Raw genomic sequence first — 23,856 nt, 5'->3', positions numbered from 1 at the left:
CAAAAAAGGGAGAGCATCGAATGCTCTCCCTTTTATTTATGCGGCTAATTAAGCAGGCCCAGTTAAGTTTAAAAAAACTCTTTAAATTAACTTAAACCAAAACTGAATTACTTAGTACCGAAGATCTTATCACCAGCATCGCCAAGACCAGGAACAATGTAGCCCTTGTCATTTAGCTTCTCATCGATTGCAGCCGTGTATAGCTCAACATCTGGGTGCGCTTTTTCTAGAGCAGCGATACCTTCAGGAGCAGCAACAAGCACAAGAATCTTAAAGTGCTTACAACCTTTCTCTTTCATAAGGTCGATAGTCGCGATCATAGAACCACCTGTCGCAAGCATTGGATCTACCACTAGAGCAATACGCTCGTCGATGTTAGATGCAAGCTTGTTGAAGTATGGTACTGGCTCAAGCGTTTCTTCGTCACGGTAGATACCCACAACGCTGATACGTGCACTTGGGATGTGCTCAAGAACGCCGTCCATCATGCCTAGACCAGCACGTAGGATTGGCACTACAGTTACTTTTTTACCTTTAATTTGGTCAACTTCTACTGGACCGTTCCAACCATTAATAGTTACACGCTCAGTTTCAAAGTCTGATGTCGCTTCGTATGTTAGAAGGCTACCCACTTCTGTCGCTAGCTCACGAAAACGCTTAGTGCTAATGTCACCTTCACGCATCAGGCCAATTTTATGTTTTACTAGCGGGTGTTTCACTTCAACAACTTTCATTTCCAACTCCGGCAATATTTAAACAAACCTGTAGATTATACACGAACTGTGGGGTTATTTCAGAATCTTTATTCTATTAAAAAAAACCGCGCAAACGTTTGCTCTTGGTAATCAAGCCCTGTTAGAATAGCGCCGTTTTCACATCCAACTTAAGTTCGAGGACTATCCCGTGAGTGGTAATACTTCTTCTCTAAGCTACAAAGACGCTGGTGTTGATATCGACGCAGGTAATGCACTAGTAGACCGTATCAAAGGTGCTGTTAAACGCACTCGTCGCCCTGAAGTAATGGGCGGTATTGGTGGCTTTGGCGCCCTATGTGAACTTCCAACGAAATACAAAGAGCCAGTACTTGTTTCAGGTACTGATGGTGTTGGTACTAAACTTCGCCTTGCTTTGGATCTGAAAAAACACGACACCATTGGTATCGACCTAGTGGCAATGTGTGTGAACGACTTAATCGTTCAAGGTGGTGAGCCGTTATTCTTCCTAGACTACTACGCAACAGGTAAGCTAGATGTAGATACAGCTGCAGACGTTGTTTCTGGTATCGCTGAAGGTTGTGTTCAAGCTGGCTGTGCACTAATCGGTGGTGAAACGGCTGAAATGCCTGGCATGTACGAAGGCGATGACTACGATGTTGCTGGCTTCTGTGTTGGTGTCGTAGAAAAAGCTGACATCATCGATGGCACTAAAGTAGCTGCAGGCGACGCACTTATCGCTGTTGGTTCAAGTGGCCCACACTCAAACGGTTACTCTTTAATTCGTAAAGTTCTAGAAGTTTCTGGTGCTGATAAAAGTGAAGAGCTAGAAGGTCGTACTATCGGTGAGCACCTTCTAGAACCGACTAAGATTTACATCAAATCGGCACTTAAGATGATTGCAGAGCATGACATTCATGCTATCTCGCACATCACTGGTGGCGGTTTCTGGGAAAACATCCCACGCGTACTTCCTGAAGGCACTAAAGCAGTGATTGACGGAAAAAGCTGGGAATGGCCTGCTATCTTCAACTGGCTACAAGAGAAAGGGAATGTGGAAACATTTGAAATGTACCGCACTTTCAACTGTGGTGTAGGCCTTGTAGTTGCTCTACCTAAAGATCAAGCAGACGCTGCTGTTGAACTGCTGAAAGCTGAAGGCGAAAACGCTTGGGTTATCGGTGAGATCGCAAACGCTGAAGCTGGTGAAGAGCAAGTTGAAATCAAATAAGTGATGCGTTCGCTTACTTAGTTAATCAATGAGGACCTTATGGTCCTCATTTTGCTATTTAGCCCGCATAAAACCTTAGTTTATGTAGGTAAATTGTAAACTCTCTCGTTAATCAACCGCATGACCCACTCTATGAAAAACAATCACTCAAATAAAACCAATCACTCTAAGAAAAACATCGTTGTATTAGTTTCAGGAAGCGGAAGCAATTTACAGGCAATTTTGGATGCCTGCGATACCGATATGATTGATGCGTCGGTTAAAGCTGTCTTCTCAAACAAAGCAGAGGCTTTTGGATTAGAGCGAGCGAAAACCGTAGGTGTTGACGCTCATTCAGTGAATCCAAAAGACTTTGGTTCACGTGAAGAGTTTGATCATGAATTGATTGTTCAGATCGATGCTTACCAACCCGATCTAATCGTACTCGCTGGCTATATGCGCATTCTGAGTTCAGAGTTTGTTCGCCATTACGCAGGAAAAATGGTCAACATCCACCCTTCTCTACTTCCTAAATACCCCGGCTTACACACCCACCAGCGTGCCATTGATGCGCAAGACAAAGAACACGGCACCAGCGTTCACTTTGTTACCGAGGAACTCGATGGTGGCCCTGTGATCTTACAGGCTAAGGTGCCAGTATTTGAAGATGATGATGCTGACATGTTAGCAAGTCGAGTGCTGACTCAAGAACACCGCATTTACCCTATGGTCTGTAAATGGTTTGCCGAAGATCGTTTATCGATGGTAAACGGGCAAGCTGTCTTAGACGGTAAAATATTAGGTAAGCACGGTTACGCAGAAGAGTAGTGCCAAGAATATAGAACAAAAAAGGCCGTTAACTGATTGAGTCAGTGAACGGCCTTTCTTTTATCAGTAAACAGATGTTTAGCTCAATGGCTCAGTCGGTGCTTGACTTGCAACCTTTTTAGGTGCATAAGCAACATCTTCCAATGCTTTATGATTATTGCCGATCAGCTCACCAAAATGAAACAACGCGTATTCGCCCGGCTTCATTCTAAACCACTCTTCATTGCATGTTAGAGGCTGAGTTGCTACCACCGTGACCACATCATTCGGCGTGGTCTCTTCTTGGAAGTTTATCTCAACATCTTCATCAATCAGGCTCGCATTACCAAAAGGCGCTCGTCTTGTTATCCAGTACAAATGATTCGTACAGTAGGTCATCACGTACTCGCCATCACTGAGTAACATGTTGAAGACGCCTTTATCTCTTAGCTGATCACAGCATTCAGCGACAAAGCGAAACATACCTTCCATGTCTTGAGGTGGCTCAGGAAAACGATCTTCTAGTTGTTTCACTAACCAACAGAAAGAAAGTTCACTGTCCGTCTCACCGACCGGTCTAAAGCGACCACTAACCAGATCATCGTAATCCGTTAATTGGCCATTATGAGCGAAAGTCCAGTATCGTCCCCAAAGCTCACGGGTAAATGGGTGAGTATTTTCTAGATTAACGCCACCACGATTGGCTTGACGGATATGACTGACAACAGCTTGACTTTTAATCGGGTAGTTTTGAACCAACTCAGCGATCTTGGATTCACAACTAGGGTTAGGATCTTTAAACGTACGGAAACCCTTTCCTTCATAGAAAGTAATACCCCAGCCATCGCGGTGCGGGCCGGTATTGCCTCCACGCTGCATAAGACCAGTAAAGCTAAAACAAATATCAGTTGGCACATTCGCGCTCATACCGAGCAATTCACACATGGTTTAATCTACTCCCTATCAAAACCAATGGAGCCTAAGTTGGGCTCCAAATGTCTTTAAAACTATTATTCCATCTCTTTTTCAACAAGCTGAATCACAATATGGATGATCTTAATGTGAATCTCTTGGATGCGGTCAGCGTAACCAAAGTGTGGAACTCGGATTTCAATATCCGCACAACCTGCCATTTTGCCGCCATCTTTACCCGTTAGCGCGATAGTTTTCATACCTTTAGCTTGAGCAGCTTCAATCGCTTTTAAAATGTTGGCAGAGTTACCAGAAGTCGATAAACCAAACAACACGTCCCCTTTACGACCTACCGCTTCTACATAACGAGAAAATACGTGGTCGTAGCCAAAGTCGTTACTTACACAAGATAAGTGGCTAGGATCTGAAATCGCAATACCAGCGTAACCTGGACGATTTTCACGGTATCGGCCAGTAAGCTCTTCCGCGAAGTGCATCGCATCACAGTGTGAGCCACCGTTACCACAAGAAAGTACTTTACCCTCTTGCTTAAATGAATCTGCAATCAGTTTTGCGGCTGCTTCAATTTGGGCAATGTTATGGTCATCACTCAAGAATTTGTTAAGAACGTCAGCAGCTTCGTTCAATTCACTTTTGATTAGGTCATGGTACATAAGGCTTATCTCTTATTTTTTGACGCAACTTAAAGTGCGCGAAATGAGAACTGGGGGGGTTCCCCCTCTTTATCACTGAGTTTACCCACAAACATGAAATAGTGTCGACACTTAAGCCCAAAGATTGCCACCTTTATTAACCTCTCACTGTCGATTCGTCCAAATATTCGCCACCAACCTCTCACAATTAGAACTTTAGCTCTATTGAGATCACTTTTTATCCACTTTGGAGTTTTACAAATATTTAATATTTTGTTTACACTTGACTGGTTAGACCTCTTACCTAAACTTAATAACAATAAGTGATCTCTGAAAAGGAAATCGATCATGAACATATTGCTCTCCCTACTCGGCATGACAGCTGTCTTAAGCGTCTGTCTTTACCATAGAGTTAGCCTAGTACGCGCTTTAATCGTATTAACTGGCGCAATGGTAGCATTGACACTGTTTGGCGGCGTAGCTGTCACTGGCTGGCTTTGTTACCTCTTAGCCATTGCGATTTTTGCTGTACCTGCAATTCGTCAGACCATCATCAGTCAAAAATCGCTTTCTTTGTTTAAGAAAGTACTGCCTGCAATGTCTCAGACAGAAAAGGAAGCATTAGAAGCTGGTACTGTATGGTGGGAAGCAGAGCTGTTCAAAGGCAAGCCTGAATGGAAGAAACTTCAAAACATCGCTGACCCGAAGCTGTCTGAAGCTGAGCAAGCATTTTTAGATGGTCCAGTAAATACAGTGTGTGAAATGGTCAATGATTACCAAGTCACTCATGAGCTGGCTGATTTGCCACCAGAAGTATGGCAATACCTGAAAGACCACAAATTTTTCGCCATGATCATCAAGAAAAAGTATGGCGGTTTAGAATTCTCGGCTTACGCTCAGTCTTTAGTGCTACAGAAGCTAACTGGCGTTTCTAGCGTATTATCATCAACCGTTGGCGTGCCTAACTCGTTAGGCCCTGGTGAGCTATTGCAACACTACGGTACAGAAGAACAAAGAAACCACTACCTACCCCGCTTAGCGGAAGGTAAAGAGATCCCTTGTTTTGCCTTAACCAGCCCGGAGGCAGGCTCAGATGCTGGCTCAATCCCCGACTACGGCATCGTATGTAAAGGTCAATGGCAAGGCGAAGAAGTTCTAGGAATGCGCCTAACATGGAACAAGCGTTATATCACCCTAGCGCCTGTCGCGACCGTTTTAGGCTTGGCCTTTAAACTGCGTGACCCAGAAGGTCTGCTTGGGGACCAAAAAGATCTCGGTATCACGTGTGCCCTTATCCCAACCGATTTAAAAGGCGTAGAGATTGGCAACCGCCACTTCCCGCTAAACGTACCATTCCAAAATGGTCCAACCCAAGGTGATGATCTCTTCGTTCCTATCGATTTCATCATTGGTGGCCAGAAAATGGCAGGCCAAGGCTGGCGTATGCTGGTTGAGTGTCTATCTGTTGGTCGAGGTATCACACTGCCTTCAAACTCAACGGGTGGCATTAAATCAGCCGCGCTTGCAACCGGTGCTTATGCTCGTATTCGTCGCCAGTTCAAACAACCTATTGGTCGTATGGAAGGGGTTGAAGAGCCGCTTGCACGACTAGCAGGTAATGCCTACGTGATGGATGCAGCGAGTAACCTAACCGTTGCAGGTATCGACCTTGGCGAAAAGCCTTCGGTTATCTCGGCAATCGTGAAATACCACTGTACTCACCGTGGTCAACGCAGCATCATCGACGCGATGGATATCGTCGGTGGTAAAGGTATTTGCTTAGGCCCATCGAACTTCTTAGCTCGTGCTTACCAAGGCTCGCCAATCGCGATTACGGTTGAAGGTGCAAACATTCTGACTCGTTCAATGATCATCTATGGTCAAGGCGCAATTCGTTGTCACCCTTACGTACTAAACGAAATGGAAGCCGCTTATTCTGAAAGCAGTGATGCACTGGATAAATTTGATTCTGCGTTAGCTGGACACGTTAGCTTTACACTCAGTAACCTCGTTCGTAGTTTGTGGTTTGGTTTAACCGATGGTCGTGGTTCTGATACGCCAACGCCAGCCAATAAAACAGACAAACAAACACAGCGCTACTACCAAAAATTGAACCGCTACAGTGCCAACCTAGCGCTACTGTCTGATATTTCAATGGCAGTTCTAGGCGGTTCACTAAAACGCAGAGAGCGCCTATCAGCAAGATTAGGCGATATCCTAAGTCAACTTTACCTAGGCTCAGCAACACTTAAGCGCTTCGAAAGCGAAGGCAGCCACGCTGAAGATTTACCGTTAGTTCACTGGGGGATGCAAGACAGTTTACGTCAGACTGAAGTTGCTATTGATGAGTTCCTAGCGAACTTCCCTAATCCTGTTATTGGTCGTTTACTTCGTGTTGTGTTGATGCCATTCGGTCGCATTCGTCGTGCACCAAACGACAAACTGGATAGCCAAGTCGCGCACATTCTACAAACGCCAAGCGAAACACGTTCTCGTATCGGCCGTGGCCAATACTTAGAAGCGACTGAATACAACCCAGTAGGCAAGATAGAGAAAGCACTAGAAGTCATTCTTCAAGCAGAACCTCTATTCGACAAAGTCTGCAAAGAGACACATCAAAAACGTGCCTTCTTACGTCTTGATCTTGTCGCTCAATTGGGACTTGAGAAAGGTATCTTAACGGAGAAAGAAGCTGCGTTGCTTGTCAGTGCAGAGGAACATAGACTGTACACGATTAACGTTGACGACTTCTCTCCTGAGAAGCTTTCAGCAAAGTCTCAGTACCCAGACCAATCGATTGATAACGTCGCTTAAGGTTAGAAAAAGAAACAAAAACGGGACTCCTATGAGTCCCGTTTTTTTGTTCATGACATCATTATCACAAATTTTAATGCTTACATTCTCGAGGCTTACTTTCTCGATATTTGTTCTCTCAAGACAACTCTAATGATATAGGCGAGTTACTTTGGCGCCTTAAGTTGCATCTCTGGTTGAGCTTTTTTCTTCGCCGTCACTTTACGAATCACAAACCAGATCAACAAGCCCAATAAAATTGCGACCACATTACCCACCGCAATAATGATCATACTGCGCTGTCTGTCATCTTCACGCTTCTGAAGTATCATCAACTCTGCTGCGATACGCTTCTGCTCAGCAAGCGCTTCTTCTTGCAGGCGTCGTGACTCCGCTAAGTCGATATCTTCAACAACGCTGTACGAGTGCTCGGAAATTGGAAAGATCAGTGAACGTTGGCTTGAGGCATCAGTAGCGTAAACCATCCCCGACCAACTATAGATCCCTAAATCACCATTGTAAGGCACCTCTAAAGTGACTTTCATTGCATCGGCTTCAGCTTGGCTCTGCTTATACATTTCGTATTCATCCGGAGCCTTGTGTTCAACATGAACCGCTAACGAACTCGGCGCAATCATGCCCGGTTCTCCTGATACGACTATCGTATGAGGCTGCCCTTCTTTGCGAGACTGAATAAATGTTGTGGTGAGCGGTGTTGGATAGACTAAGACCTCTTGCTCTTGCGCTCGAAGGAACACACCATTGCCAGAAGTAATACGCGCACGGTATTTACCTGGCTCAATATCAACCGGCAACGACACAGTGAAAACGCCATCTCCGGCTTTTTCATCAAGACCACTGCCATCGTCGGCAAACTCGCCCATCACAACCGGAACTGGGCGCGCCTCTCTCACTAAAGACTCTTCATTTTCAACAAACTTAGTAAAAGTGACCTTAAGCTTCACGCGATCTAAAAAATCACGCAGTACCAAAGGGTTACCATCGGATGTCAATCGAGCTGTGAATTTAATACGTTCTGTTTGATACAACTTATCTGGGAATTCATTGGCATCTAAAACAAGATGAGACAATAACTTGATGTTGTTCTTAGGTGAGACTTTGCCTACCGCTTGCCAAGGGCCTGGCATCGGATTGTCGATAGAGATAATGTCCATGGACGATTCTTCATACCAACGGACATTATCTGCATTACGCCAAGAGTAGTATTTCTTGCCATCCGGACGAACCAAAACGACAGGTTTAGAGTTATCGGCTCGATAAATCACAAAGGTGACTTGTTCAATACTGGGATCAACTCGAAAACGGTTGTCCAATAAACTCATTACGGACTCTGTTGCTGCGTGTAAGCTAAAGCTTAACAGCAATAAGTAACCGGTAGCCAATACCCTTAACATACTTTCTCCCTACTGACGCCAGAGGCAGCTTCCGCTTTTCTCGACGAGATCTAAACGACTTTGATGCGCTTCTACTTCATCGGCCGTAGCTCGTAAAACCTTTAGGGATTTTCTGCCACTTTCTGCTCTTCGTATACTTTCACCTTCACCTTCCTTTTGGCCTGCGTTAAATTGCAGTGAAGTTTGCCCACCTGTCATCAATAAATAGACGTCGGCTAGGATCTCCGCATCGAGCAATGCGCCGTGGAGGGTACGGTGCGAGTTATCAATACCGTAACGATCGCATAAGATATCTAGGTTGTTTCTTTTGCCTGGAAATATCTTCTTCGCCATGGCCAAGGTATCGGTAACTTTACAGTAGTCATCCGTTTTACCTATCGCTGGGTTTAGCTTCTCAAACTCATAGTCCATAAAGCCCGTATCGAAGGGCGCGTTATGAGCTACCAGCTCAGCACCTTTGATAAAGTCGAGAAACTCTTTATGTATATCTTGGTATTCTGGCTTATCAATCAAGAATTCATCAGTAATACCGTGAACGCCAATCGCCTCTTCTTGAATCGCACGATCGGGCTTTATATAGACGTGGAAGTGACGCCCGGTCAGCCTACGGTTGATGATCTCTACCGCACCAATTTCAACGATGCGATGCCCCATATAGTGAGGGCCACCTTCTGTATTCATACCGGTGGTTTCGGTATCGAGTACAATGATGCGCTTATTTTCGTCCGAACTGTTTTTTTCGTTCGTGTTTTGTTCTGGAGTGCTACTGGTATTCATAAGGATAACTGTGTCAGACTATGCCGATAATGTGCTTGAGGTAATAGTATCAAATCATGACGAAACAAGTTGAAATTTTCACTGACGGTTCTTGTTTAGGCAACCCTGGCCCTGGTGGCTATGGCATCGTACTTCGCTATAAAAAAGTAGAAAAGACACTAGCCGAAGGTTTTACACTCACGACCAACAATCGTATGGAAATGCTTGCAGCTGTCATCGCTCTCCAAGCACTCAAAGAACCTTGCTCTGTGATTCTGACCACGGATAGTCAATACGTGCGTCAAGGCATCACACAATGGATCCACAACTGGAAAAAGCGTGACTGGAAAACCGCAGACAAGAAACCGGTTAAAAACGCCGACCTGTGGCAAAGACTCGATAAAGAAACCGCTCGTCATAGTGTTGATTGGCGCTGGGTTAAAGGACACGCTGGGCACCGAGAAAATGAAATGTGTGATGATCTAGCAAGAAACGCAGCTGAGAACCCAACTCAAGAAGATACGGGGTATCAACCAAGTTAACTGTCTTTTAAATGAGATGTGGATTTCAGAAACAGATTTATTCCCTAATCTGACAGATAATTTCCTACCTGATAGATAGTTTCCTAACCTGATTGATAACTTCTTAAACTAATTGACAATTTCTCAACCGAATTAACAGATGAAAAGCCGACAACTAATCGGCTTTTTCTGTTTTTAACGGATACGAAGTTTTAGCTGAATCCATGGTATGCCGCGTATTGGTTCTAAAACTTGCTCCAACCGGAGAGAAACGTCGCTTAAGGTGCCAATGTGGTTTGATAGGCTTAAGTGGGTAAGTACGTTTACGAGCAACAATAAAGTATTGGCTGCCTGCGAAAGATGCACAACCACCTAAACTATTCTCCAACCACGTCCACATTGCTTGATACTTACTCATTGGGAAAAGCGCATAGGTATCGCAATGAATCACTTCATAATTAAGAACGCCTAGCCAGTCTTTGATTCGGTTTGGCGTATACATACGTCCACTCCAAGGCAAGCTGTTCTTTCGCCATGGCATCAAACTGGCAAGCCCAGTTACACTGGTAGGGTTAAAGCCGGTGATAATAATATAGCCATCGTCCATCATCACTCGATCGACTTCTCTCAATAATCGATGCGGGTCATTGCTATAATCTAACTGATGACTCAGCACCACAACATCAAAGCTTTTCTCCAAAAAGGGCAAATTATAGCCATCCGCTATCACATTATGTAATGGGTTCTGGATATCTAGGTTTACTTGATGTTGAATGTTGCATGTGCAGCTAGAAATCTCACTACTGAGGCCGCCAAGCTTGAGCATATGGTAACCAAATAGCTTTGGGCACCATTCATCGAGTCGAGTTTGAATAGATTCTCTCAACCAGTCCCCATTGTGCAATTGTGCCCAAGTGTAAGGACGCTCAAACTTCTTTCTGCTACGCGCTGGCTTCATCAATAACCTGTCTCACTTATTCTGTCTCACTAAAAGTGACTGGAGAATCAATAATGTTACATATCAAAAGCATACCTGCATTTAACGACAATTACATCTGGCTGATTCAAAATAGCGATCGCCGTTGTGCTGTCGTCGACCCTGGTGATGCGGCTCCAGTATTAGAGTACTTAGCACACCATGAGCTAACTTTAGATGCAATCTTGATTACACACCACCACCATGATCACATTGGTGGCGTTCCAGAATTAGTCAGACAGTTTCCAACCATAGATGTTGTGGGTCCAAGAAATGAACCGATCCCGACCTTAACTCACCCTGTTGATGACGGTGACCAATTAGAACTGTTTGGTGAAGTATTCCTCGTACTAGGGCTCAGTGGCCACACTGCTGGCCACATTGGTTATGTGGGTGATGCGAAACTGTTTTGTGGCGATGTGTTATTTTCTGCAGGTTGTGGGCGAATCATGGAAGGCACACCACAACAGATGTTTGATGCATTAAATAAGATTACTGCCCTTCCCCAAGAAACCGAGGTTTACTGTGCGCATGAATACACCGCCGCAAACATCGCTTTCGCATTAGCGGTTGAGCCTGACAACCAACATTTGCAGCAATATCGCGACCAAGTGAATCGACTGCGAGCTCAGAATAAGTCGACCATCCCCACAAATTTGAGACAAGAGAAGTTTGTGAACCCTTTCTTGCGCTATACCGAGCCAAGTGTAGTTAAATCAGTATCTAATCGTACTGAGCAGACTGATCCTTTATCGGTATTTACCGCTTTACGTGCGTGGAAGAACGAATTTTAACAAATACAGACTTGTCACTCATAGGGGGTGGCAAGTATTATCACCGGCCGTTAATTAAAAAGGCTGTAACATGCGAGTTAAGTACAGCTGGGCTTTGGTATTACTACTTTCTGGTTGCCAATTAACTCAGTCAGAGAATCCAGACCAAGCTTCCGAGCAAACCAACACATCTCCTACTAAAGAAGTTTCTCAAGCGAACGCTTCATCAGAAGCCGCTGCCAAAGAAAATCAAAAAGTTGAAGCTCCTGTCGTTACTCCACAAACACAAGAAGATGTTTGGAAACGCATTGCAATGCAACTTGAAATGGAAGTACCCGACCAAAAGAAGGTCGATTACTACCGGACGTGGTATTTAAAGCACCCTAGCCATCTAAAAACTGTCTCACAACGCGCTGAACCTTTCCTTTATCTGATCACAACTAAGATTGAAGAAAAAGGCTTACCACTAGAATTGGCATTGTTGCCCGTTGTAGAAAGTTCTTTCGATGCGTTTGCCTACTCTCATGGCAGCGCGGCAGGTCTATGGCAATTCATTTCTGGTACAGGCAAAGACTACGGACTTGAACAGAACTTCTGGTACGACGGTCGTCGTGATGTCGCTGCCTCTACTGACGCTGCATTGGATTTCCTATCAGACCTTAACCGACGCTTCGATGGCGATTGGAACCATGCCATTGCTGCCTATAATAGTGGAGGCGGTCGTGTAAACAGTGCTATCCGCAAGAACAAAAAACTGGGTAAACCAATCGACTTCTTCTCTCTAGATTTACCGAAAGAGACCAGCAGCTATGTTCCTAAGCTACTCGCGCTGGCTGATGTAATCGCAAATCAAGAGAAATATGGGATTGATATTCCAGCTATACCTAACAAGCCCGTATTAACTCTGGTGAACCCAGATGAACAGCTCGATCTCGCGATTGCTGCTAGCTACGCAGGTATTCCAGTTAAAGAACTGCAAGGCTACAACCCCGCTTATAACCAATGGGCGACGGCACCTGAAAAGCATCAGCAATTATTGCTTCCTCTAGGCTCTGTTGAGAAGTTCAACAAAGAAGTGGCGGCCAATAAAGGCAAAGGTATGAAATTGGTGCGCTATAAAGTGCAATCTGGTGATAGCGTCAGCGTACTGGCGAGTAAATACAACACCACCAGTAAAGTGATTCGCTCTGCAAACGGGATGAGCAACAACAATATCCGTATTGGTCAGCACCTGCTTATCCCAACCTCAACCAAAGACGACAAAACGTATGCACTAAGCGCTTCAAACCGCCTAGCAAGCACGCAATCGAAGAGTCGTGGCCAATATAAGCTTAGTCATACGGTAAGAAGTGGTGACAGCTTATGGACGATTGCACGCGCAAATAAGGTATCTCACCAATCACTGGCTAAGTGGAATGGCATGGGACCACGCGACACACTGCGTATTGGTCAAGAACTAGTCATTTGGAAGAATAGTTCAGACGGTGCCATCATCCGTACTGTCTTTTATAACGTAAGATCAGGTGACACAGTCAGCGGTATTGCATCAAAGTTCAAAGTAAAAAGTGCAGATGTTGTAAAATGGAACACTTTGCAGAACAAGAAATACCTACAGCCAGGACAAAAACTGAAGCTGTATGTTGATGTAACTAAGGTAAGTGTATGAACCCGTCAAGTAACCCACTCGTCATGCTGTTGGATATATTCCGTTCACCAACAGCTTGTTTCTTAGCGCTTTATCAGCGAAGTGCTTGGGGATGGCAACCCTACGTCGTATTAATGCTCAGCCCATTTTTATTCTGGGGTGCTTATTTTTCGAATGTAGATTTTGCATGGTTAAGTGCAGAGTTGTCACAACAACTGGCTCAAACGAACCCTGACCAGTTGGCGTTACTTGACAGTAATACCTTACTCGCGAGTGAAATCATTAGCGACGTGTTTGGCCGAACGCTAACCATCATTCTGTTGGCATTCTGGTTTAACCTAGCAACCAAACCAAGCCAGCATCAACATAGCTTTTGGCGATGGTTTGCAGCGGCATCGGTTGTCATATTCCCGGCTGTTTTAGGTGATGTAGCAAGCTACGCAAGCCTGATACTCAAGCATGGGCACGTCATGAGCTACGCTGCTGATTTGAATAGCTTAAACGGCTTAATCAAGTTACCACTAACCAATGATTGGTCGCAGTTTGCCAGCTCACTACCACTGTTGTTGCCTTGGTACATCGTACTAGGTTATGCAGCGGTATTAACGTGGACTGAATTTGAGCGTGGTCAAGCATTGGTCATCTCTGGCTTGCCATGGGTTGGCTACTACCTAATCTGGGCGATCTACATTTTAATCTTTTAAGTCGCAGAGATAAGGCTAATGAAGCTCACTGGCCTTATCTATCCCATTAGCCTATTTATTCAAAGTAACGACTGTGCGAATAGTTAATGGTTAATGGTTGGAAGCTAATGCGAATAATTAATAGCGAATAACCATTGGCTTCTTACTATTTAGCCTTAAACGTCACTCGCATTGGGTTATGATCAGAAGCGTCCGTGATGGGCGCTTTTGCTTTTTCTACCTCTAACCCTCGATAGAACACATGGTCGAGCACCAATCCCGTCATGAACTGAGTGCGGTCATCTGGGTTAAAAGCAACCTCCATCAAACCGACCTGTTCCAACGCGCCTTTCAACACTGCAAAGCGAGCTTCACTCCAGCTATTAAAATCCCCTGCGAAGATAACAGGCCCACGATACTTTTGCAGATTGTCGGTTAAGCTCTTGAGCTGAGCTTCGTAATCTTCCGTACCAAATGTAAAGTTCACAGCATGGATATTAATAACAGCCAGTTCTTCACCATTACTCAGCTGATAACGAGACCAAAGCGCTGATTTAGGTAATTGAAGCCAAGGTTCTTCATGAGTATAAGCACAAGCTTCGATCGGTAAATGTGTCGCTAAGTTAAGTACACCAGCACTTTGCTCAAAGGCTTCAAACGCATTAACACGAGTGCTTCCCCACTGACCGCTTGTCACCCATTGGCGAAGCCCTTCTGTCATACTCGCTTCTTGCAGCAATACTAAATCGCTTCCTGCCGTCAGTTTGTTCAGTTCACTCTGCCAATTACTGCGATTTTGCTTGTAGATATTCCACACGGTAATGCTTAGTCCATCAGACACATCAATCGCTTTCGGTGCAGAGTTTTGATAGCAGCTGTAGATATCGTTACTGGTACCTTGAGAAGATGTGATCAGGTTGGGCTTGTTCGGGATCACGAAGACCAGATGAAAACTAACGACAACAAGCGTTATCAGTAGCGTGATAACAATGATGGTTTTCTTAAACATACAGCACCCTACCAGAAATGAAAAAGGAGCGATAAACGCTCCTTTTAAGGTAATAGTTTTTTTATACGGCGTCTTCGTCTTCTTCGCCAGTACGAATACGTACCACACGTTCAACGTCAGTAATGAAGATCTTACCGTCACCAATTTTACCGGTTTGGGCCGTTTCGATAATAGTATCAACACATTGGTCAGCTACTTCGTCGGTCACAACAATTTCCAATTTCACTTTAGGTAAAAAGTCGACCATGTACTCTGCGCCGCGGTATAGCTCAGTATGACCTTTCTGGCGTCCAAAGCCTTTAACTTCAGATACTGTCATACCCGTAATGCCCACTTCTGCAAGTGCTTCACGTACATCATCAAGTTTGAATGGCTTGATAATGGCTTCAATCTTTTTCATGTTCATCCCTTAAACTGTGCGAATAGCTCATTATCGGTTAGCTATAGTAAACATTCAATGAAAAAAGCCAGAGCTTTAAAGCTCTGGCTCGAAATTTATCATCTTGCTTAATCAGCGCTTTGAGAAGGTTTTACTTAAGGCTTGCGTAGTAAGCGGCTAGATTCGCGATGTCTTCGTCGCTCAGCATAGAAGCTTGAGCCTGCATCACAGCAGCCAAGCCACCATTACGTTGCTTTGTTTTGTACGCTTTGATTGATGAAACGATGTACTGTTCGTTTTGACCCTTCAGGTTTGGGTAGCCAGGTATCATAGCGATACCATCGGCGCCATGACAAGCTGCACAAATTGCGGCTTTAGCCTGACCCGCAGCAACATCACCCGCCAGAGCGTTACCACTCAAAAGTCCTAAGCCAAGAACTAATCCTAGTGTAATTTTCTTCATTGCATATTCCATTGATTATTTTTATTAAAGTAGTCCAAATTGTGACACAAACTTATTCTACTTGCTCCAAAGCGCTTCACAATCTTGACCTTCGTAGTTTTTATCTACGAATAAGCCTAAAACAGCGATCACTCGATCGCCATCCATTAATATCGGTGTTCTACGTCTTAACCAACTGGGTACTTGGTATTCCTGAAAAAGCTTCTTAAGCTTTCTGCTATGACCGCGTCCAACAGGGTGAGCCGACAACCCTTCCGGATTAAAAACCACTCTTAGTGTTCCGCTTGTATCCGACCAACTAAAGCTTTGCAGATCACGGTTGTTCGATTCGCCATCACTCAGTGTTGAATTTAAGCGTAGCTCGCCTAAGCCATCGGGTAGCGTCAAACTCTCTCCCATTGAAAGATCGCTTTGCCAGTCAGATAGGTCGTTAGTCTCTCTCACTAAATAGAGCTGATGATTAAAGCGTCGAACTTCGGCATCATTCAACACTAGCTTAGGGTTGGCGTCCGCCTGAGCGCATGCGACTTCATCCCAAATAAGCTTGAGCTGTTTTTGACTCGGCATTGATTGCTTACAGTGGCTAAGCCACATTCTTAACAAACGTGCGCGCAACAAATCAGAATGCTGAGATAGCGCCTCAACGCTTAAGCTTTGGTTTTGACTGCTACTTAGCGCTTTCTGGAAATGTGGTTCAAGCAACTCATCGAGCAGTAGCTCTTGCTCTGCGCAAAGCTGAGCGCTGCGACTGACCGACTCTCTAAAACTAGGCCAGCGCTCGGTCAGCGTTGGGGTTACTTGGTGGCGAATAAAGTTACGGTCAAAACGCAGATCTTGATTACTCTCATCTTCAACCCAAGTTAACCCCATGTCGTGAGCCGATGCTTCAATATCAGTTCTAGTCACAGACAGCAGAGGGCGAATAATAAAAGCTTCGCCAAACGACATTACTTTTGCCATTGAAGAGAGCCCTTTCGGACCACTTCCACGCTTCAGCGCTAACAAGAAAGTCTCAAGTTGATCATCGATGTGTTGACCTGTAACTAGAACGTCACCAAAATTCAGGTGCTTCTGGAGCGCATTATAGCGTGCGTCTCGAGCCAGCTTTTCTACGCTCTCACCACTGTCGATATCCAGCGAGACTCGTTCTATAGCTAACGAAACCGACAAAGCATCACACCAGATTTGGCATTGCTCAGCCCATTGATCAGCATTCTTGCTTAAACCATGATGAACATGCACCGCGCAGCATTCAGTACCATGTACTTTGGCGTATTGAACGGCTAATTCCAACAACACTCTGGAGTCAACACCACCACTGAAAGCGATGAGCAACCGACGAGGGTTAAGTGCGCTTTGATGGAGTACAGAAGTAAAAGTTTCGATTAATTGAGTCATGAGGCTTAATGAACCGTGAGTTCGAATGAGAAAGGATAATGTTTTAATAATAAAAAAGGGTTGGCACTGAGTCCAACCCTTTCATCATCTTGTTACTTCAATCTGCCTTGTTTTAAGGCACGCTTATCAGCAGTAACCGTAGCTCATTAGACGTTGGTAACGACGCTCAAGAAGTGCTTCGTTATCAAATTGCTCTAGCTCTTCTAGCTGTTTAACTAACATGTCTTTCATGTTCTGAGCAGTTTGTACTGGGTCACGGTGCGCGCCACCTAGAGGCTCAGGGATGATTTCATCGATAAGCTCAAGCTCTTTAAGGCGAGGAGCAACTAGGCCCATCGCTTCAGCAGCTTGTGGTGCTTTATCTGAATCACGCCATAAGATTGAAGCACAACCTTCTGGAGAGATTACTGCGTACGTAGAGTACTGAAGCATATTCACGTAGTCACCAACACCAATCGCTAGTGCACCACCAGAACCACCTTCACCCACAACGTTACAAATAACTGGAACTGAAAGACCAGCCATCACTTTTAGGTTTTTAGCGATAGCTTCAGATTGGCCACGTTCTTCTGCACCAACACCTGGGTAAGCACCCGCTGTGTCGATAAAAGTAATGATAGGCATGTTAAAACGTTCAGCTGTTTCCATTAGACGTAGCGCCTTACGGTAACCTTCTGGCTTTGGCATACCAAAGTTGCGGATCACTTTCTCTTTAGTCTCACGACCTTTCTGGTGACCAATAACCATAACAGGACGACCATTTAGACGAGCCATACCACCCACAATTGCTTTGTCGTCAGCGTAAGCGCGATCGCCCGCCATCTCTTCAAACTCTGTGAATGCATGCTCCAGGTAATCTTTGGTGTAAGGACGTTGAGGGTGGCGAGCAAGTTGAGCTACCTGCCACGCACCTAAGTCACTAAAGATTTTCTGTTTAAGCTCTAAGCTTTTTTTCTCTAGTTGTTCGATTTCTTTGTCTAGATCTACCGTTGTGTCACCACCGTGACGCGAAACGTCACGTAGCGCTTCGATTTTTGCTTCAAGTTCAGCGATAGGCTTTTCAAATTCTAGAAAGTTCAGGCTCATCTATGAATCCTTGTTGATTCAGCTCCGCATTCACGAAGCTAAATTTTAGTTAAATTCGAGTTCTACTTGGCTATTTCCAAGCAGCTGTTTTAATTCGTCTAGTAATGTATCACTTGGCGTCACACGCCATTCTGTGCCCAATGTTAACCGCGCTCTAGCGTCGGCACGCTGGTAGTATACATTGACTGGGACCGTTCCGGCTCTATAAGGTTCTAAGATTTGACTAAAGCGTTCAAAAAATTGACCGTTAATTTGGGATTGATCGATAGATATCGACACCCCACGAGCATATTTCTCACGGGCGCTTCCTAAGTCCATGACCTCGCGCGCGGACATTTTAAGCCCCCCATTGAAATCATCAAAGCTGACCTGTCCAGAAACGACAACAATTTTGTCTTTTTCGAGCAATTCTGCGTAGCGATCAAGCGCATCAGAGAACAACATCACTTCCATTCGTCCCGATCGGTCGTCGAGGGTCATCAGACCAATTCGAGTTCCACGCTTCGTGGTCATTACCCTGGCAGCAATGACCAAACCTGCAATCGTTAAAGACTGATCACGACGAGTTGGTGTCGCATCTTTCAAACGACAGCTAGTGTATTTGGCTAACTCTTTGATGTAAGCATTAACCGGGTGACCTGTTAAATACAAGCCCAGCGTTTCACGCTCACCTTCAAGCCAAACCTTTTCAGGCCACTTCGGTACTTGAGTGTACTTGTGTTCCACCTCTTCCGGAGCGTCAGTCAAAACACCAAACATATCCGATTGACCAAAAGACTCAGCGTGGTGATGTTGGCTTGCCGCCTTAACCGCATCTTTCAATGATGCCATCATCGCAGCTCGGTGAGGACCTAATCTATCTAAGGCTCCGGATAGAATCAACTTTTCAATAACACGTTTATTGACCTTCTTCAGATCGAGTCGTGCACAGAAGTCGAATAAATCTTTAAAATACCCGCCCTTGTTACGCGCTTCGATAATGGCTTCAATTGGGCCTTCACCAACCCCTTTAATCGCACCGATGCCATAAACAATCGCGCCATCTTCATCCACATTAAAGCGGTATAAACCGGAATTAATATCGGGTGGAAGAAGCTTGAGCTTCATACGGAAACACTCATCGACAAGGCCAATAACCTTTTCGGTGTTATCCATATCCGCGGTCATTACTGCTGCCATGAATTCCGCAGGGTAATGCGTTTTCAACCACAGTGTTTGATAAGAAACCAGTGCGTATGCGGCCGAGTGAGATTTGTTAAAGCCGTAGCCCGCAAACTTCTCTACCAAGTCAAAGATCTTCATGGACAGTTCGCCATCAACACCATTGGCTTCTGCACCTTCTTTAAAGGTACCGCGCTGCTTTGCCATCTCTTCGGGCTTTTTCTTACCCATCGCACGACGCAGCATATCGGCTCCACCAAGCGTATAACCCGCAAGGATCTGAGCGATTTGCATTACCTGCTCTTGATACAGGATGATGCCGTAAGTCGGTTCTAGAGTTTCTTTTAACGATTCGTGTTGCCACGTTTCATCAGGATACGAAACCGCCTCTCGACCGTGTTTACGGTCGATAAAGTTATCTACCATGCCTGATTGCAGAGGGCCCGGACGGAACAAAGCTACCAATGCGATGATATCTTCAAAAGAATCGGGTTGTAGACGCTTGATCAGATCTTTCATACCGCGAGATTCCAGTTGGAACACCGCAGTCGTTTCAGAATTTTGTAATAGGTTAAATGACGCTTGGTCATCAAGAGGTATAGATTCAATACGAACCGGCTCTTTACCCTCTTTCTTCAATCGTGGGTTTACTAGGCCTAACGCCCAATCGATGATGGTCAGGGTACGTAGACCCAAGAAGTCGAACTTAACCAAACCGGCGGTTTCAACGTCATTCTTATCGAATTGCGTTACTGGGAAGTTGCCTTCTGCGTCGGCATAGATAGGTGCAAAGTCGGTAATCGTGGTGGGTGAGATAACAACACCACCCGCGTGCTTACCGGCATTTCGCGTACAACCTTCTAAGATGCGACATTTATCAATCAGTTCGCGTACTTCTTCATCACCGTCGTAGAGTTCTGGCAATGCTGGCTCAGCAAGGAAAGCTTTCTCTAGCGTCATCCCCGGATCTGGTGGAACCAGCTTAGAAATACGGTCAACGAAACCAAACGGGTGACCCAGAACACGGCCCACGTCACGAATTACCGCTTTTGCCGCCATAGTACCAAAAGTGATGATCTGAGAAACGGCATCACGACCGTACATCTCGGCTACGTGATCAATAACTTGGTCGCGTTTATCCATGCAGAAGTCGATATCGAAATCGGGCATAGATACACGTTCTGGGTTCAAGAAACGTTCGAACAGCAAGTCATATTCAAGTGGATCAAGATCGGTGATATCCAATGCGTAAGCCACCAAAGAACCGGCACCAGAACCACGACCAGGACCTACTGGTACGTCATTATCTTTTGACCACTGGATGAACTCCATCACGATCAAGAAGTAACCCGGGAACCCCATATTGTTGACAACTTCTAGCTCGATTTTAAGGCGTTCATCGTATTCAGGCCTGCGCTCAGCACGAACTTTCTCATCAGGGAATAGAAACGCTAAACGACGCTCAAGGCCTTCTTCTGATTTTTTAATCAAGAAGTCTTCAATCGCCAAACCTTCTGTTGGGAAGTTAGGTAGGAAGTACTCACCTAAACGAACAGTAACATTACAACGCTTGGCGATCTCAACACTGTTCTCTAGTGCTTCTGGGATGTCTGAGAACAACTCACACATCTCTTCTTCACTACGCAGGTATTGTTGTGAGCTGTAGTTTTTCGGTCGACGTGGATCAACCATCGTAAAACCGTCATGAATCGCCACACGGATTTCATGGGCGTCAAATAAGTCTTCAGAGATGAAGACCACTTCGTTGGTCGCGACAACAGGCAGGTCTTCTTGTTCGGCAAGCTCTAGCGCAAAGTGCAGATACGACTCTTCATCCGGGCGCCCAGTACGAATTAGCTCCAGATAAAAACGGTCTGAGAAATGTGTTTTGTAAAACTCAACGCTGCTTGCAACCAATTCACGGTTACCTTTCAGCAACGCCTTACCAATCTCACCTTCTTTTGCTCCCGATAGAAGAATCAGGCCTTCGGCATGCTCAATCAGCCATTCTTTATCAATCACAGGTTGATGCTGTACATGGCCGCGAAGGTAAGCTTTTGAAATCAATAACGTTAGGTTGTTGTAGCCTTTATTACTTGTTGCAATAACGGTGAGTTTAGTCAATTCGTCGCCAAACTCAGGAGACTGCATCAGGAAATCAGCACCAATAATGGGTTTAATCCCGCACCCGTGGGCAGTACCGTAGAACTTCACCAAACCACATAGGTTGGTAAAGTCGGTCAGTGCTAGTGCGGGCATACCCATCTCAGCAACTTTCTTAACGAGTGGTGGTACCTTAGAGAGGCCATCCACCATAGAAAAGTCACTGTGTACGCGAAGGTGAACAAATTTTGGATCTGACATTATTTTTCCTGAGTTCTAGACGTGAGCCTAGGATTACAACTGGATGTATTCTATTTTTTTCTACTGCAAGTAGGCAACTTTATTCGATGCCCTGCCCCGTTCAACATGAAATCTAAGCAATATAAAGCTCTAACCAATATTAAGCCCTCATCAATATAAAGCTTTAGTCAAAGAGCTTAATCGAGACCTAAAATGCGCTTTACTGGCTTAAAACTTTTGCGGTAATGCTCGGTTACACCATGTTTTTCAATCGCTTCGAAATGCGCTTTGGTCGGGTAACCTTTATGTTTAGCAAAGCCAAACTCTGGATGAAGTTTATCAAGTTCTTCCATCTCTTGGTCACGAACTACTTTAGCGATGATAGATGCCGCACTGATTTCAGCAACTCGCAAGTCACCTTTCACAATAGCAAGACCATCCATAGGTAATTCTGGAACACGGTTACCATCGATCAGAGCCATGTCTGGCTGAACGCTTAGCCCTGCGATAGCTCGCTGCATAGCAACCATGGTCGCTTGTAGAATATTTAACTCATCAATTTCTTGTGGAGAGCAACGGCCAACCGACCACGCCAATGCTTTTTCTTTGATTTCCGGAAACAGAGCTAGGCGCTTCTTCTCAGACAGTTTCTTTGAGTCGTTCAAACCTTCGATAGGGTTATTAGGATCGAGGATAACGGCCGCAGTCACGACATCACCTACTAATGGACCACGACCCACTTCATCCACTCCAGCAAACAACTGGTAACCTTGAGGGTATTCAAACGGAGGAAGCTCTTTTTTCTCTTTTACTGCCATCATTCTTCTCTTAATGTTTTGTAAACAAGCGCTTTATGACTCAACGAACGGTCGATTTATCAATTTTAATACAGCATTAGCAGCTTGTTTATCCGCGTCTTTACGAATCCAATGATGCATCTCGGTAAAGCGTTCGATTAATGCGCTGTTGTCAGCGGATAGCATCTTATCAACAGACGGAAATAAGAAGTCTGGGTGACACTCTTCAAGAATATGTTCTTTCACAATCTCTTCGCCAGCCAAAATGTTCGGCAGTGATACAAACTCGGTAATCGATAATTTCTTGACAATATAACCCGTCAGTTTATTTACTTTGTAGCCAACGACCATCGGGCGTTTCAGCAACATGCACTCGAGAGCAACAGTACCAGAAGCTAACAGAACAGAATCAGCAGCGGTTATCACATTGGTGGCGGTATCTTCTACCAGCGTAAATTCAAGTTCAGGCGCCGTCGATTGCCAGATTTCAGTGAACTGCTTTTTACGTTGCTCATTAACGAGCGCAACCACAAAGTTGATATTAGGGTATTTCTGCTTAATACGCTGACAAGTCTCAATAAATGGTTGAGCAATCAAACTCATTTCACCACCGCGACTACCCGGTAATACGGCTAACCAAGGCTTATCTTGATCTAAACCTAAAAGCTCGCGAGCCTCTTTTTTATTCGGTTCTAGTGGAATGGTGTCTGCCAATGTATGGCCAACAAATTCACAAGCAACATTATATTTATCGTAGAACGCCTTTTCGAACGGCAAGAAAGCCAATACCAAATCGGTTGCTTTATCGATTTTAAAGATACGCTTTGGACGCCATGCCCATACTGAAGGGCTGACATAATGAACGGTCTTAATGCCTGCTTTCTTAAGATCCAATTCAAGTCTCAGGTTGAAGTCAGGAGCATCAATACCAACAAACACATCTGGTGGGTTTTGAGTAAAATACTTAACTAGGCCCGCTTTCACTTTTAACAAGCGAGGCAAGCGACCAAGCACTTCTACAAGTCCCATCACGGCAAGCTCTTCCATTTCGAAAAGAGACTCACAACCCAACGCTTTCATTTTTGGTCCGCCAATACCCACGAATTCAGCATTCGGATATTGTGATTTGATCGCTTTAATAAAGCCCTCACCAAGCGTGTCACCTGAGAGTTCTCCGACGACGATACCTACGCGCAGAGGTTCATTCGAAACAAAGTTCGAGCTATTGGTTGCTGCTTCTTGCTGTGCCATAGTTTTCCAATTCCCTTCTTGCCTAAAACAAAAAAGACCGCCCAATGAGTAGCGATCTTTTTGTTATACCAATCTGATTAAGTAACTATTGTCATACTTGCACAGATTGGTA

General features: G+C 44.9%; 21 protein-coding genes. 7 read left to right on the top strand and 14 right to left on the bottom strand.

Translation table 11 applies throughout. From position 1 onward, the window contains the following. Nucleotides 1–107 precede the first annotated feature (107 nt). A complete protein-coding gene (gene upp, locus BCU75_RS23505) occupies nt 108–734 on the bottom strand; it encodes a uracil phosphoribosyltransferase (protein ID WP_004734318.1) in 627 nt (208 codons plus the stop codon). A 169-nt stretch (nt 735–903) separates the two neighbouring features. Between upp and purM the strand changes: the two genes are divergently transcribed. After that, complete coding sequence (gene purM / locus BCU75_RS23500; protein WP_008222945.1) at nt 904–1,944, top strand: phosphoribosylformylglycinamidine cyclo-ligase; 1,041 nt, start codon at nt 904–906, stop codon at nt 1,942–1,944. Nucleotides 1,945–2,076: 132 nt separating this feature from the next. Next, nucleotides 2,077–2,751, top strand: coding sequence for a phosphoribosylglycinamide formyltransferase (gene purN, locus BCU75_RS23495; protein WP_102475244.1), 675 nt, complete (start codon nt 2,077–2,079; stop codon nt 2,749–2,751). Nucleotides 2,752–2,829: 78 nt separating this feature from the next. On the opposite strand, the gene BCU75_RS23490 is transcribed toward purN, so the two are convergent. Both BCU75_RS23490 and lpcA read right to left on the bottom strand, forming a co-directional pair. Then, nucleotides 2,830–3,675 (bottom strand): class II glutamine amidotransferase, encoded by an 846-nt coding sequence (locus BCU75_RS23490; protein WP_017084136.1) that lies wholly within the window; start codon nt 3,673–3,675, stop codon nt 2,830–2,832. Nucleotides 3,676–3,740: 65 nt separating this feature from the next. Then, nucleotides 3,741–4,316, bottom strand: a complete 576-nt coding sequence (gene lpcA / locus BCU75_RS23485; protein ID WP_004734322.1) for a D-sedoheptulose 7-phosphate isomerase — start codon at nt 4,314–4,316, stop codon at nt 3,741–3,743. 327 nt (nt 4,317–4,643) lie between these two features. Between lpcA and fadE the strand changes: the two genes are divergently transcribed. Beyond that, the gene (gene fadE, locus BCU75_RS23475; RefSeq protein WP_102475243.1) at nt 4,644–7,109 is read left to right on the top strand and encodes an acyl-CoA dehydrogenase FadE; all 2,466 of its coding nucleotides are present in this window, start codon (nt 4,644–4,646) and stop codon (nt 7,107–7,109) included. Nucleotides 7,110–7,255: 146 nt separating this feature from the next. On the opposite strand, the gene BCU75_RS23470 is transcribed toward fadE, so the two are convergent. Together BCU75_RS23470 and dnaQ are read right to left on the bottom strand one after the other, a co-directional pair. Then, a complete protein-coding gene (locus BCU75_RS23470; protein WP_102475242.1) occupies nt 7,256–8,503 on the bottom strand; it encodes a TIGR03503 family protein in 1,248 nt (415 codons plus the stop codon). Nucleotides 8,504–8,512: 9 nt separating this feature from the next. Further along, nucleotides 8,513–9,280, bottom strand: a complete 768-nt coding sequence (dnaQ, locus tag BCU75_RS23465) for a DNA polymerase III subunit epsilon (RefSeq protein ID WP_017084141.1) — start codon at nt 9,278–9,280, stop codon at nt 8,513–8,515. Between the two features lie 56 nt (nt 9,281–9,336). On the opposite strand from dnaQ, the gene rnhA reads away from it, so the two are divergent. Continuing rightward, nucleotides 9,337–9,801, top strand: a complete 465-nt coding sequence (gene rnhA / locus BCU75_RS23460; protein ID WP_004734327.1) for a ribonuclease HI — start codon at nt 9,337–9,339, stop codon at nt 9,799–9,801. Nucleotides 9,802–9,955: 154 nt separating this feature from the next. Here the strand turns inward: rnhA and BCU75_RS23455 are convergent, their stop codons facing one another. Next, a complete protein-coding gene (locus BCU75_RS23455) occupies nt 9,956–10,738 on the bottom strand; it encodes a class I SAM-dependent methyltransferase (RefSeq protein ID WP_102475241.1) in 783 nt (260 codons plus the stop codon). Nucleotides 10,739–10,791: 53 nt separating this feature from the next. Here BCU75_RS23455 and gloB point away from each other — a divergent pair, with 53 nt between their 5' ends. The 3 genes from gloB to BCU75_RS23440 all read left to right on the top strand — a co-directional run bounded on the left by gloB (nt 10,792) and on the right by BCU75_RS23440 (nt 13,878). Continuing rightward, nucleotides 10,792–11,550, top strand: a complete 759-nt coding sequence (gloB, locus tag BCU75_RS23450; protein ID WP_076674230.1) for a hydroxyacylglutathione hydrolase — start codon at nt 10,792–10,794, stop codon at nt 11,548–11,550. 70 nt (nt 11,551–11,620) lie between these two features. Beyond that, on the top strand, nt 11,621–13,195 hold the full coding sequence (locus BCU75_RS23445; protein WP_102475240.1) for a LysM peptidoglycan-binding domain-containing protein: 1,575 nt from the start codon (nt 11,621–11,623) through the stop codon (nt 13,193–13,195). Beyond that, nucleotides 13,192–13,878: a YIP1 family protein gene (locus BCU75_RS23440; protein WP_076674226.1), complete on the top strand. Its 687-nt coding sequence runs from the start codon at nt 13,192–13,194 to the stop codon at nt 13,876–13,878. Before BCU75_RS23445 ends, BCU75_RS23440 begins: the two co-directional genes overlap by 4 nt. Nucleotides 13,879–14,023: 145 nt before the next feature. Here BCU75_RS23440 and BCU75_RS23435 read toward each other — a convergent pair whose 3' ends face one another. The 8 genes from BCU75_RS23435 to lpxB form a co-directional block, all read right to left on the bottom strand. After that, nucleotides 14,024–14,866: an endonuclease/exonuclease/phosphatase family protein gene (locus tag BCU75_RS23435; RefSeq protein WP_102475239.1), complete on the bottom strand. Its 843-nt coding sequence runs from the start codon at nt 14,864–14,866 to the stop codon at nt 14,024–14,026. Nucleotides 14,867–14,927: 61 nt separating this feature from the next. After that, a complete protein-coding gene (gene glnB, locus BCU75_RS23430) occupies nt 14,928–15,266 on the bottom strand; it encodes a nitrogen regulatory protein P-II (protein WP_004738609.1) in 339 nt (112 codons plus the stop codon). 130 nt (nt 15,267–15,396) lie between these two features. Further along, entirely contained in the window at nt 15,397–15,708 is a 312-nt protein-coding gene (locus BCU75_RS23425) for a c-type cytochrome (RefSeq protein WP_076656884.1), read from the bottom strand. 57 nt (nt 15,709–15,765) lie between these two features. Beyond that, nucleotides 15,766–17,106, bottom strand: a complete 1,341-nt coding sequence (gene tilS, locus BCU75_RS23420; RefSeq protein ID WP_102475238.1) for a tRNA lysidine(34) synthetase TilS — start codon at nt 17,104–17,106, stop codon at nt 15,766–15,768. 126 nt (nt 17,107–17,232) lie between these two features. Beyond that, complete coding sequence (accA, locus tag BCU75_RS23415) at nt 17,233–18,192, bottom strand: acetyl-CoA carboxylase carboxyl transferase subunit alpha (protein WP_076674221.1); 960 nt, start codon at nt 18,190–18,192, stop codon at nt 17,233–17,235. 45 nt (nt 18,193–18,237) lie between these two features. Then, nucleotides 18,238–21,717, bottom strand: coding sequence for a DNA polymerase III subunit alpha (gene dnaE, locus BCU75_RS23410; protein WP_102475237.1), 3,480 nt, complete (start codon nt 21,715–21,717; stop codon nt 18,238–18,240). 176 nt (nt 21,718–21,893) lie between these two features. After that, nucleotides 21,894–22,514 (bottom strand): ribonuclease HII, encoded by a 621-nt coding sequence (rnhB, locus tag BCU75_RS23405; protein ID WP_102475236.1) that lies wholly within the window; start codon nt 22,512–22,514, stop codon nt 21,894–21,896. Nucleotides 22,515–22,547: 33 nt separating this feature from the next. Next, nucleotides 22,548–23,744 carry a lipid-A-disaccharide synthase gene (lpxB, locus tag BCU75_RS23400; RefSeq protein ID WP_102475235.1) on the bottom strand — a complete coding sequence of 399 codons (1,197 nt, stop codon included), beginning with the start codon at nt 23,742–23,744 and terminating at the stop codon, nt 22,548–22,550. Nucleotides 23,745–23,856: the final 112 nt, after the last annotated feature.

This window comes from Vibrio splendidus, from assembly GCF_002873455.1.
Classification (GTDB): Bacteria; Pseudomonadota; Gammaproteobacteria; order Enterobacterales; family Vibrionaceae; genus Vibrio; species Vibrio splendidus_J.
This window is presented reverse-complemented; position numbering and strand designations above follow the sequence as displayed.

Coding starts and splice junctions, on each gene's coding strand:
- BCU75_RS23455 (WP_102475241.1), bottom strand. CDS start 10,738: ATGAAGCCAGCGCGTAGCAGAAAGAAGTTTGAGCGTCCTTACACTTGG.
- fadE (WP_102475243.1), top strand. CDS start 4,644: ATGAACATATTGCTCTCCCTACTCGGCATGACAGCTGTCTTAAGCGTC.
- BCU75_RS23425 (WP_076656884.1), bottom strand. CDS start 15,708: ATGAAGAAAATTACACTAGGATTAGTTCTTGGCTTAGGACTTTTGAGT.
- BCU75_RS23440 (WP_076674226.1), top strand. CDS start 13,192: ATGAACCCGTCAAGTAACCCACTCGTCATGCTGTTGGATATATTCCGT.
- BCU75_RS23435 (WP_102475239.1), bottom strand. CDS start 14,866: ATGTTTAAGAAAACCATCATTGTTATCACGCTACTGATAACGCTTGTT.
- gloB (WP_076674230.1), top strand. CDS start 10,792: ATGTTACATATCAAAAGCATACCTGCATTTAACGACAATTACATCTGG.
- dnaE (WP_102475237.1), bottom strand. CDS start 21,717: ATGTCAGATCCAAAATTTGTTCACCTTCGCGTACACAGTGACTTTTCT.
- BCU75_RS23490 (WP_017084136.1), bottom strand. CDS start 3,675: ATGTGTGAATTGCTCGGTATGAGCGCGAATGTGCCAACTGATATTTGT.
- accA (WP_076674221.1), bottom strand. CDS start 18,192: ATGAGCCTGAACTTTCTAGAATTTGAAAAGCCTATCGCTGAACTTGAA.
- dnaQ (WP_017084141.1), bottom strand. CDS start 9,280: ATGAATACCAGTAGCACTCCAGAACAAAACACGAACGAAAAAAACAGT.
- lpcA (WP_004734322.1), bottom strand. CDS start 4,316: ATGTACCATGACCTAATCAAAAGTGAATTGAACGAAGCTGCTGACGTT.
- tilS (WP_102475238.1), bottom strand. CDS start 17,106: ATGACTCAATTAATCGAAACTTTTACTTCTGTACTCCATCAAAGCGCA.
- rnhA (WP_004734327.1), top strand. CDS start 9,337: ATGACGAAACAAGTTGAAATTTTCACTGACGGTTCTTGTTTAGGCAAC.
- glnB (WP_004738609.1), bottom strand. CDS start 15,266: ATGAAAAAGATTGAAGCCATTATCAAGCCATTCAAACTTGATGATGTA.
- upp (WP_004734318.1), bottom strand. CDS start 734: ATGAAAGTTGTTGAAGTGAAACACCCGCTAGTAAAACATAAAATTGGC.
- rnhB (WP_102475236.1), bottom strand. CDS start 22,514: ATGGCAGTAAAAGAGAAAAAAGAGCTTCCTCCGTTTGAATACCCTCAA.
- BCU75_RS23445 (WP_102475240.1), top strand. CDS start 11,621: ATGCGAGTTAAGTACAGCTGGGCTTTGGTATTACTACTTTCTGGTTGC.
- lpxB (WP_102475235.1), bottom strand. CDS start 23,744: ATGGCACAGCAAGAAGCAGCAACCAATAGCTCGAACTTTGTTTCGAAT.
- BCU75_RS23470 (WP_102475242.1), bottom strand. CDS start 8,503: ATGTTAAGGGTATTGGCTACCGGTTACTTATTGCTGTTAAGCTTTAGC.
- purN (WP_102475244.1), top strand. CDS start 2,077: ATGAAAAACAATCACTCAAATAAAACCAATCACTCTAAGAAAAACATC.